The 8,620-nt window shown below is 70.5% G+C and carries 8 protein-coding genes and 2 rRNA genes; 5 read left to right on the top strand and 5 right to left on the bottom strand.

Annotation, left to right across the window (positions count from 1 at the left end; all coding sequences use genetic code 11):
- Nucleotides 1–96: ribosomal RNA gene (locus ACIBQ1_RS08285) — 23S ribosomal RNA — on the top strand; the annotation flags it as partial.
- Nucleotides 97–179: 83 nt separating this feature from the next.
- A 5S ribosomal RNA gene (gene rrf / locus ACIBQ1_RS08280) occupies nt 180–296 on the top strand.
- A 98-nt stretch (nt 297–394) separates the two neighbouring features.
- On the opposite strand, the gene ACIBQ1_RS08275 is transcribed toward rrf, so the two are convergent.
- Nucleotides 395–1,021 carry a LysE family translocator gene (locus tag ACIBQ1_RS08275; RefSeq protein ID WP_397275526.1) on the bottom strand — a complete coding sequence of 209 codons (627 nt, stop codon included), beginning with the start codon at nt 1,019–1,021 and terminating at the stop codon, nt 395–397.
- Nucleotides 1,022–1,117: 96 nt separating this feature from the next.
- Here ACIBQ1_RS08275 and ACIBQ1_RS08270 point away from each other — a divergent pair, with 96 nt between their 5' ends.
- Nucleotides 1,118–1,576 (top strand): Lrp/AsnC family transcriptional regulator, encoded by a 459-nt coding sequence (locus ACIBQ1_RS08270; RefSeq protein ID WP_397275525.1) that lies wholly within the window; start codon nt 1,118–1,120, stop codon nt 1,574–1,576.
- A 298-nt stretch (nt 1,577–1,874) separates the two neighbouring features.
- Here ACIBQ1_RS08270 and ACIBQ1_RS08265 read toward each other — a convergent pair whose 3' ends face one another.
- Nucleotides 1,875–2,357 (bottom strand): winged helix-turn-helix transcriptional regulator, encoded by a 483-nt coding sequence (locus ACIBQ1_RS08265; RefSeq protein ID WP_397275524.1) that lies wholly within the window; start codon nt 2,355–2,357, stop codon nt 1,875–1,877.
- 99 nt (nt 2,358–2,456) lie between these two features.
- Here ACIBQ1_RS08265 and ACIBQ1_RS08260 point away from each other — a divergent pair, with 99 nt between their 5' ends.
- Complete coding sequence (locus ACIBQ1_RS08260; RefSeq protein ID WP_397275522.1) at nt 2,457–3,020, top strand: dihydrofolate reductase family protein; 564 nt, start codon at nt 2,457–2,459, stop codon at nt 3,018–3,020.
- 113 nt (nt 3,021–3,133) lie between these two features.
- Here the strand turns inward: ACIBQ1_RS08260 and ACIBQ1_RS08255 are convergent, their stop codons facing one another.
- Nucleotides 3,134–4,603, bottom strand: a complete 1,470-nt coding sequence (locus ACIBQ1_RS08255) for a phosphodiester glycosidase family protein (protein ID WP_397275521.1) — start codon at nt 4,601–4,603, stop codon at nt 3,134–3,136.
- A gap of 258 nt (nt 4,604–4,861) precedes the next feature.
- On the opposite strand from ACIBQ1_RS08255, the gene trpS reads away from it, so the two are divergent.
- Complete coding sequence (gene trpS, locus ACIBQ1_RS08250; RefSeq protein WP_397275519.1) at nt 4,862–5,824, top strand: tryptophan--tRNA ligase; 963 nt, start codon at nt 4,862–4,864, stop codon at nt 5,822–5,824.
- Nucleotides 5,825–5,888: 64 nt separating this feature from the next.
- Here trpS and ACIBQ1_RS08245 read toward each other — a convergent pair whose 3' ends face one another.
- The gene (locus tag ACIBQ1_RS08245) at nt 5,889–6,929 is read right to left on the bottom strand and encodes a methyltransferase (protein WP_397275517.1); all 1,041 of its coding nucleotides are present in this window, start codon (nt 6,927–6,929) and stop codon (nt 5,889–5,891) included.
- A 28-nt stretch (nt 6,930–6,957) separates the two neighbouring features.
- Nucleotides 6,958–8,577: a PucR family transcriptional regulator gene (locus tag ACIBQ1_RS08240; RefSeq protein ID WP_397275516.1), complete on the bottom strand. Its 1,620-nt coding sequence runs from the start codon at nt 8,575–8,577 to the stop codon at nt 6,958–6,960.
- Nucleotides 8,578–8,620 lie beyond the last annotated feature (43 nt).

Here is an 8,620-nt window from a genome sequence, read left to right as displayed (position 1 = left end):
TAAGGCTCCCGATAGACGATCGGGTTGATAGGCCGGAGGTGGAAGCGCGGTAACGTGTGGAGCTGACCGGTACTAATAGGCCGAGGACTTGACCATAAAGCAGACTTTTCTAGTCGTTGCTCGCGTCCATTATGTGATTCTGAGACAGCAAGCGGTTGTGCTTGTGTGTTTCGGAGGGTTACGGCGGTTATGGCGGGAAGGAAACACCCGGTTACATTCCGAACCCGGAAGTTAAGCTTCTCTGCGCCGATGGTACTGCACTCGGGAGGGTGTGGGAGAGTAGGTCGCCGCCGGACAATCTTTGGAGAAGGGCCTCACGCTTGAGCGTGGGGCCTTTCTTGTTTTGTGAGGGGGTTCGACGCCGTGTGCGTCGGGCCCCCTTTTTTTTGTGTGCTCAGTGGCTGCCGAGCGTGGCGGCCGCGACTACGAGGAGCAGGGTTCCGGAGACGGCCGAGATCCGGCGGGCGGCCTTCGGGGTTCGGGTCAGGGCGTGGCTGGCCCGTGCCGTGGCCAGAGCGATCAGGCCGTACAGGATGGCGCAGTTCACGACGTGGAGCAGACCGAGCGCGGCGAGCTGGAAACCCAGGGGGATGCCCGTATCCGTGGAGATGAACTGGGGCATCAGTGACAGATAGAGCAGCACGCCCTTTGGGTTGAGCAGGGCCGTGAGCATGCTCTGTCGCAACACCCTGCCTGTGGGCTGCGGGGTCGCGCCCGGGACTGGGGTGGCGGGGTTTCTGAGTGACGCCAAGGTCTTGATCGCCAGGAAGATCAGGTATGCGGCGCCGGCGTACCGCATCGCGGGCAACGCGGCGGGGACCGCGCGAAGTGCGGCGGCGAGGCCGGCGGCGGCCAGAACCGTGTGTACGGTGTAGCCCGAGCAGATCCCCGCCACCGCCGTAAGGCCGGTGCGGCGACCCTGGCCGAGCGAGCGGGCCATGACGTAGAGCATGTCGGGGCCCGGCGTGCAGATCAGCAGCAGGTCCATGCCCAGGAAGAGCACCAGCAGCCGGGTATCCATGAGAACCACCTCCTTCTGGAACGGTAATCAAGGAGGGTTGGCACGCGATGGTCTATTCGTGCGGGCACGGACGCATGAGTGGCAGGATATTGCGTTGTGGACAGAATTGACCGCAGGATCCTCCAGGAGCTGCAGCGGGACGGGCGGCTGAGCAACACCGAGCTGGCCGACCGGGTCGGGCTCACGCCGTCGCCGTGCTTGCGCCGGGTGCGGCAGCTGGAGGAGTCCGGCGTCATCCGTGGCTATCGGGCACTGGTCGACGGGGGCGCGGTGGGGCGGGGGTTCCAGGCGTTCGTCACCGTGGTGATGAGATACGAGGATCACGACACGGTGGCGGAGTTCGAGCGGTTGGTGGCGGGGATGCCGGAGGTGGTGGAGGCGCACCGGCTGTTCGGCGATCCGGACTTCCTGCTGCGGGTGGCGGTGGCGGATCTGGCGGCATACGAGCGGTTCTACTCCGAGACCCTTTCCGGGCTGCCGGGGGTGGCACAGGTGACGTCGCACCTCGCGATGAAGGCCGTGAAACCGGATGCGGGTCTGCCGGTGGATGGCTGAGGCCACTGACTTGTTCTTCGCGGTGCTTTCCGCACCTCGCACGGCTCGTGCCCTGCAGTTGGGTGACGTGCGTACACGGGGTGGAAGCGTGCCCGAGGGGCGGATTTGCGCTGCCCGGTGAGCGCGTCGCACGGCCTCGCACCTTGCGGGTGGCCTGGCTGTGAGGAAGGGCGGCGGGTGGGTGTCGCGTCCGAGGAGTCGGTTCGTCCGGGCCGGTGGAGGGCGTTGCGTGGCTCGTGCGGTCCGGCCGGCGTACCGGTGCGCGCGGGGCCGGTCCCCGGCGGTGATCGGGGGGATGTCAGAGGGCGGTGGTGTAGGCCTTGGACAGGCGTTCCATGACGCTCGGGCCGTCCCGTTCCGGTGCTGGTGTGCCGAGATGGAGGGTCCGTAGCTCCGCCATGAACTCGGTCCACAGTTCCGGCCCGCCGGCCGCGAGCAGTTCCGCGCGTACCCGCAGCCGTTTCGTGGTGGGGCGGTGGCGCAGGCCCCACTCGCCGAGCTGCGCGAAGACCGGGACCAGCTGGATCGACGCCTCGGTCAGGCTGTAGGCGGCCCGCCGTCCCGGGCCCGCGTCCTCGCGGGTCAGCAGGCCCGCGTTCACCAGACGCCTCAGCCGGTCGGCCAGGATGTTGGAGGCGATCCCCTCCTCCGAGCCGGCGAGCAGCTCCCGGAAGTAGCGCCGGTTCCCGAACAGGATGTCCCGCAGTACGAGCAGGCTCCAGCTGTCACCGAACGCCTCGACCGCGGCATTGATCGGGCAACCCGAACGCGCTGTCTCCACCAACCCGCACCTCACCTCCGAACTGGTTGCAATCTACTATCGGTTGCCCTAGCGTCAGGCTACCGGTTGTAGATCGCAAGCAGATGCGGGAGGCCACATATGGGCGACACCGAGCCGCAGACGGCGGGCGGGAAGGTGCTCTGGCACTTCACGATGTCGCTGGACGGGTTCGTGGCGGGGCCTGGCCACGGGATGGACTGGATGGCCGGGATCTCGGCCCGCCCGGGTCTGATCGAGGAGTACGTCGAGACCACGGGCGCCGTGCTGGGAGGTCGGGACGGATGGGACCAGTTCCCGGATCCCGGTGCCATCTACGGCGGCGCCTGGAAGGGGCCCCTCTTCGTGCTCACCCACCACCCCGAGGACGCGACGCCCGCCGACGGGGTGACGTTCCTGAGCTGTGACCCGGCCGAGGCGGTGCGGATCGGGCTGGAGGCGGCCGGCGGGAAGAACCTCGAAGTGTTCTCGCCCACCATCGGCCGTCAGCTTCTCGAACTGGGGCTGATCGACGAGATCGACCTGCACATCGCCCCGGTCCTGCTCGGCGAGGGCATCCGGCTGTTCGACAACCCCGGCGGCGAGCCGATCCGGCTCCACCGGCTCGGTGAAGGCGACCCCACGTCGGTCGTGAACGTACGGTACCGGCCCGTCGCCCGGTCGTGAGCGTAAGGTGCCGGCCCGGGTCGTAAATGTACGGTGACGGCCCGTCGCCCGGTCGTGAGTGGTGGACCGCAGCCGTGCGCCAGGGCGTGGCTGCGGTCCGGGCCCAGTGCGGACTACTTGGGCAGGATCAGGAGGGCGTCGCCGACGCCGCGCTCCACGCCGTCCGAGGGTCGGTTGATCAGCTTGTTGCCGACCACCATGGCCGTCGAGCCGCCCCCGTCCAGGTTGATGGCCTGCGTGGCGCCCAGCCAGCGCATGAACTGGGCCGCCTCGAGGAAGTTCGCCCCCACGGTCACCCCCGGGTTGCGGCCGTCCATGGTGGCGAGGATGAGGCTGCCGTTCCTGGTGGTGCCGAGGAGGGTGCGCGGGTGGCGGCGCAGGATCATGTTGACGGAGTCGTGGCCGTCCTGCTTGGCGGTGATCTTCACCTTGCCGTTCCGCACGAGGCCGACGCTGCCCGCGATCACGTTGAGGTCCGGGGTCAGCTGGAGCGCCTTGCGGGTACGCAGGTCCACGACCTTGGTGTCGACCTTGACCGTCGAGTCCTGGAGGGCGTGCTCGTTGAGCCAGTCGGCGGCCAGGCCGTTGCCGTGCAGCACGCGCGTCCCGGCGGCCACCGCGGCGCCCGACTGGCGCAGGCCGACGACCTTGCCGTTGGCGTCGAGGACGGCGTCGGTCCCGCCGGCGGGCGTCTTGGCGCCCCACTCCTCGGTGTACAGCACCATCTCGTCCGTCGTGACGGCCCGGTTGACGCCGTTGACCTCGGTCTTCTGGCCGTCCTGAGGGATGGCGGTGACGGTGGTCCGCAGCTCGGTGATCTTGGCCGTACGGCCCTTGAGCACGACCGCCGAGCGGCCGGGGACGGCCTCGCTGAGCAGCTTGCCCCTGACCACGGACGCGCCGACGGGCTCGCCGCGCAGCGCCTTGTCGGTGTGGATGTTGAAGAAGCCGCCGTTGACGCCGACCAGCGCGTTCTGGGCCTTGGCCATCGACGAGACGGTCTCCCGCTTGGCCACGCTGGTGCCGAGCGAGGACGCGAACGAGCCGCCGAACGCCCCGGCGTCGATCATCACGACCTTGACGTCCCAGGGACCGGTGGTCTTGAGCCCGTCGTCGCCGAGGTAGTCGACCTTGACCTTGAGCCCCGCGTCCTTGAGCTTCTTGGCCGTCTCCTCGGCCTTCTTCTTGTCGTCGAGGGACCAGAGGCCGACCCGGACCATGTAGACGGTCTGGGAGGGGGCGTCGGCGACGCTCGGCCGCACGACCTTCTGCACGCTGGGGGTCTCCCCGGCGGCCTCCACCTCGGCGGCCTTGGCCTCGGCGGTCGTCTGCATTCCGTAGTCGCGACCGCTCGGCATCAGCACGGTCACCGTGTAGCCGTCGGTCGCGGAGCCGGCCTTCACGTCGTACAGGTCGATGCCCTGGGCCACGGCGGTCATCGTCTTGGTCGGTACGGGCCTGCTGCCCAGCGGGAACTTGGCCGACGGGAACCTCACCGACACCTGCTCCGCGGCGGCGGGCAAGGTGGTGAGCGTCAGCGCGGCGGCTATGGCCAGGCCGCCGGCGAGGGTGCGTCGAGACATGAATTCTCCAGAGGGCGGAAAAGGGACCGCACCATACTGGCGAGATCATGGTCGCCGGGGCAGGCGAACACGCTAAACGGCAAAAGAGGTTACGAGATTGACACCGCATACGGATACACTTCCGATATGACACGCATCAGCATGTGGTGGCGGCCGACAGACGGCCGCTGATTCCCCATGCGTGGGCCGTCTCCGAGACGGCCCTCCGAGCGTGCGGTCCTCTCTGAGATGGCATAGACCTGAAAGAGAGAGACCATAATGAACGACGTCGTGCTCACCGGTGACCGCCCGACCGGCCCCCTGCACCTCGGCCATTACTTCGGCTCCTTGGCCAATCGGGTCGCGCTGCAGGACACGTTCCCGATGTACGTGCTGATCGCCGACTACCAGGTGATCACCGACCGCGATCTGCCCGGCGAGATCCAACGCAACATCACCGAGCTGCTGCTCGACCATCTGGCGGTCGGCATCGACCCGGCCAAGGTGACGATCTTCCAGCACAGCGCCATCCCCGAGCTGAACCAGCTGTTGCTGCCGTTCCTGAGCCTGGTGTCGGTCGCCGAGCTGCGCCGCAACCCCACGGTCAAGGACGAGATCGAGCACAGCTCGCAGCAGGCGGTCAGCGGCCTGATGTTCACCTATCCGGTGCACCAGGCGGCCGACATCCTGTTCTGCAAGGGCACGCTGGTGCCCGTCGGCAAGGACCAGCTCCCGCACGTGGAGGTGACGCGGCTGGTGGCGCGCCGCTTCAACGAGCGGTACGGCGAGGTGTTCCCGCTGCCCGAGGCCATGATGGGCGAACGGCCGCTGCTGCAGGGGCTCGACGGCGGCAAGATGAGCAAGAGCCGCGGCAACGCCATCGCCCTGTCGGCCACCGAGGACGAGACGGCCGCCCTCATCCGCAAGGCCCGCACGGACTCGGAGCGGCTGATCACGTTCGACGAGGCCAACCGGCCGGAGGTGGCGAACCTCCTCACGCTGGCCGGCCTCTGCCTCGGTCGCTCGCCTCAGGCCATCGCCGACGAGATCGGGGACGGGGGCGCGTCCGCGCTCAAGAGGCTGGCCACCGAGGCGGTCAACGAGTTCCTGCGGCCGATCAGGAAACGCCGCGCCGAGCGCACCGAGGCGGAGGTGCGGGAGATCCTCGCCGCGGGGAACGAGGTGGCGAGGGAGCGGGCGGTCATGACGCTGAACGAGGTGCGGGCGGCGATGGGCTTCTAGCGGGCACCTCATGGCGTGGCGAGCGCGGCTTCCAGCGGGTACCTCCTGGTGCGGTGACGGGCTTCTAGCGGGCACCTCGCGGTGTGGCGAGCGAGGCCAGGGCCAGCTCCGTGGGCACGGAGCGGAGGGGGCGGCGGCGCCGGGGCGCGTGGAAGCCCGCCGCCCGGAGCAGCTCCGACACCTCCCGGAAGCCCCGCACCCTGCCACCGGTCGTGACCAGGTGGTTCAGGTTCAGCAGGTGCAGCAGCGTACGGCTGGCCCGGCCGGGCATGACGCCGTCCCCGAACTGGTCGCCCACCACGACCGTCCCGCCCGGGTTGAGCGCGGCCGCCACCCGCTCCAGGAGGGCGGACGCCTCGGCGTCGTCCAGCCCGTGCAGGATGTTGAACACCAGCGCGAGGTCGTACCCGTCGCCCAGCTCGCCGTCCAGGAACGAACCGGCACGCGTGCTCAGCCGGGGATGATCGGCGGTGGCCTTGAGCGCCTGCGGCAGGTCCAGCACCGTGGCGTGGAGACGGGGATGCCGTCGCAGCAGCTCCAGGCTGAACCGGCCGTGGCCGCCGCCCACGTCCAGCACCCGCCGGGCGCCGCGCGGCACCGGGACGGCCCTGGCCACCGCCGGTGCCTGCCGCCCGGCCAGCGCCGCCGTCCACGCCTGGAACGACCGGGACAGCTCGGGATCGCTCTCCAGCAGCTCGTAGAAGGGCGTGGCGGGTGCCCCGTCGCGCACCGCACTCTCCAGCCGGGGCCAGATCACGCACGCCGTACGCTCCCAGAACTCCAGCCCCGCCACCAGGGACTGCGGCGAGTCCGTCGTGAACCACAACCGCGCCGCGCGGGTCAGGCGGTACCGGCCCCCGCGGACCCGCAGGTAGCCGAGCCCGGCCAGGGAGCGTAACAGCGTGTCGGAGGAGTAGGGGTCCAGGCCGAGCGTGGCGGCGAGCTCGGCGCCGGTGGACGGGCGGCGGCGCAGGGCGTCGAAGACGCCCGTCCTGGCCGCCGCGACGAGCGCGTGCAGGCCCAGGACGCCGAAGTAGTCGAGCATCGGCGGCACGACCGACAGCCGGTGCGCCGCGGCCTCCAGGGCGTTGAAGAAAAGGGGCACACCCGCGACGCTAGGCGGCCGGGGGCGGTCAGCGTTGTTCGCGGCGGAAGGACTCCAGGGCCAGCAGCGCCACGTGGAGTGACAGGCACGACTCGACGTCGTCCAGGTCGGTGTCGAGGACGCGTTCGAGGCGGCGCAGGCGGTCGTAGAAGGCGGGTCTGGACAGATGGGCCTTCTGCGCGGCGACCGCTTTGTTGCGCCCGGCGTCGAGGTAGATGCGCAGGATCCGGGTCAGGTCGCCGCCGCGCTGGGCGTCGTGCGCCAGCAGCGGCCCCAGCTCCCGCTCCGCGAACGTCTGCAGCCGGGCGTCGTCGCGCAGCAGGTGCAGCAGCCCTCGCAGGCGCAGGTCGGGCAGGCGGTAGAAGGCGCGCCCGTCCGGCTGGCGGACGGCCACGTCGGCCACCTGCTCGGCCTCCAGGAAGCTGCGCCGTACGTCCCTGATGGACTCCACGACCGAGCCCGCCGCCAGCACGAACGCGAGCACGCCCGGCCGCCAGAGCACGCGGAGCCGCTCGGCGAGCGCGGTCAGCGCGGGCTCGGCCTGGGCGCGGGGCGGGAGGGGGAGGAGAACCCCGACGCGCTCCTGGTCGAGGGCGCCGACGAGGGCGGGCAGGCGGGCGTCGCGGCAGGCGGCGGCGGTGGCCTCGGCCAGCTCGCCGAGCTGGGCCTGGCCGTCGAGCGCCTGGTCGGCCGGCTCGGTGGGCCTGATGACCACGCTGATCAGCTTGCGCCCCGTGAGCGGCACGCCGACGGCCCTGGCGCGGGCGGCGGCCTCGTCGGGGTCGGAGTAGGCGTGGGTCAGGATGCCGGTGATGATCGTGCCGTGCGCCTGGCGTTCGAGCGACTCCTGGTGGCGCTCCAGCAGGCGGCCCAGGGCGAGCGTGGTGGCGGCGCGCTCGGCCAGCACCATGTCGCGCGGCGTCGGCGCCGAGTCGCAGATCAGGATCAGCCGGCCCCAGTCCTGCCCGCGCGCCCCCACCGTGGTGACCACCCATCCGGAGGCGGGGTCGTACGCGGTCCGCTCGGCCGGGGCCACGGCCCTGGACCGGGTCTCCCAGCCGGCCAGCAGCGCGCCCGCGTCGCGCCCGGCGGACTCGCAGGCCAGCACCTGGTGGGCGAGGTTCTCCAGCAGCACGGGCCGGCTGGAGAGCCTGGCCACCTGCGCGAGGACCTCGGCGGGCGAGGCGCCCTCGACCGACAGCTCGGTGAAGACCTCGTGGAGCTGCTCGGAGGCCCGCAGCTCCTCCAGCTGGATGTCGATGATCCGCGCGTGCACGGACTCGGTGATCTGCACGAACGGCGTCTCGCGGGCCAGCACGATGAGGGGCAGCCCGTGCTCCTCGGCCTTCTTGACCACGACGGGCGGCAGCTCCCGCACGAACCTGCGGCCCAGCTCGACGATCAGCCCCGAGGCGCCGACGGAGGAGAGCTCGCCGATGTAGTCGGCGAGCTTCTCCGGGTCTTCCGGCAGCGCGACGCCCGTGGTGAGCACCAGCTCCCCGCCCCGCAGCAGCTGGGCGATGTCGGCGATCTCGCCGACGTGCACCCACCGGACCCTGGTGTCGAGCCGGTCGGCGCCCGCGACCACGCGCGGGCTGCCCCGGCGCACGGTCTCCAGGGCGAGGACGTCGGCGATGGTGGGCAACACGGGGCAGAGCCTAGCCGATCGCTCTGTAAGAACGGCCATGCTC

Source organism: Nonomuraea sp. NPDC050153, from assembly GCF_044460125.1.
Classification (GTDB): Bacteria; Actinomycetota; Actinomycetes; order Streptosporangiales; family Streptosporangiaceae; genus Nonomuraea.
This window is presented reverse-complemented; position numbering and strand designations above follow the sequence as displayed.

Bases quoted from the DNA above. Each gene is read 5' to 3' on its own strand.
- ACIBQ1_RS08275 (WP_397275526.1), bottom strand. From the start codon at position 1,021: ATGGATACCCGGCTGCTGGTGCTCTTCCTGGGCATGGACCTGCTGCTG.
- ACIBQ1_RS08260 (WP_397275522.1), top strand. From the start codon at position 2,457: ATGGGCGACACCGAGCCGCAGACGGCGGGCGGGAAGGTGCTCTGGCAC.
- ACIBQ1_RS08255 (WP_397275521.1), bottom strand. From the start codon at position 4,603: ATGTCTCGACGCACCCTCGCCGGCGGCCTGGCCATAGCCGCCGCGCTG.
- trpS (WP_397275519.1), top strand. From the start codon at position 4,862: ATGAACGACGTCGTGCTCACCGGTGACCGCCCGACCGGCCCCCTGCAC.